This is a genomic window from Parasediminibacterium sp. HNIBRBA5674 (genome assembly GCF_056745525.1).
The window spans coordinates 1-821 of record NZ_JBQWIE010000095.1; the positions used below are offsets into that span (position 1 = coordinate 1).

1 protein-coding gene and 1 pseudogene are annotated in these 821 nt (G+C 35.2%); both read right to left on the reverse strand.

Annotation, left to right across the window (positions count from 1 at the left end; all coding sequences use genetic code 11):
- Positions 1 to 362, reverse strand: a pseudogene (locus ACT9TX_RS18390) (IS3 family transposase); the annotation flags it as partial.
- Between the two features lie 5 nt (positions 363 to 367).
- Entirely contained in the window at positions 368 to 775 is a 408-nt protein-coding gene (locus ACT9TX_RS18395) for a hypothetical protein (RefSeq protein ID WP_481340571.1), read from the reverse strand.
- Between the last annotated feature and the right edge of the window lie 46 nt (positions 776 to 821).

Below are 821 nucleotides of genomic sequence, written 5' to 3' on the forward strand. Positions count from 1 at the left end.
GCTGTTGGAACAAAGTCTCTAATAAGGTTTGGGTACTTGCGTAACCAGTGCAATGAATTAGTTGTTTGTATCTTTCTTTTTCTTCTTTTTATTAGTAGATAATTGGCTGCAAGTATTGAAAAGAGGCCATCTCGTCCTATTTTGATACTATGTTCTAACAGAAACGGTTGTAACAACTCATACAATTTTCTACCGCCTAGTTTTCTATGATTTGATCGAATTTTTTGTACTTGTTTAATAATCAATTCTTCTTCAATACTTGTAGAGATACCACACCAAGTATGTTGATAGTAAGCCTGTCTACTCATACCAAACCATCCACACAGCTTGGCTAAGCCTATGTGTTGAAAGTTGTCTTTCATAACTGCTATGGTTTGGTATTGAGCTTTTTTCTGATTGGTATCTTGAACTCTTTTTCTGCAATATCTACCATGGTAGAAAAGGCAATCGCTTTAAGTTCTGCTTCCTTTAATTGCTTCTCTAAATCAAGAATTCTTTTCTCTAATTGAAGGGTGGCAAAATCTTGTTCACATGCTTGCTTTTTTGCCATAATCGTACGCTTAGGTGCAATATTACCATTTTGGCTTTTAGCAACTGCTGTGTAGCCCAATCGGCGCATCCATTTAAGTAGTGTGCCATGCTCTTGTAACTCACCTGTATACTTCTGCCAGATAAATTGTTTACTTAACTTACTGTTCAAGTAATCCTGGATAACCAAATGCTTCTCTGATTCACTAAAATACTGTTGCGACTTTTGAATAATAACTCTTGACATAATTTACACTTTAATGATTTAGTGTAAACCTATTTTAGGACAAGAC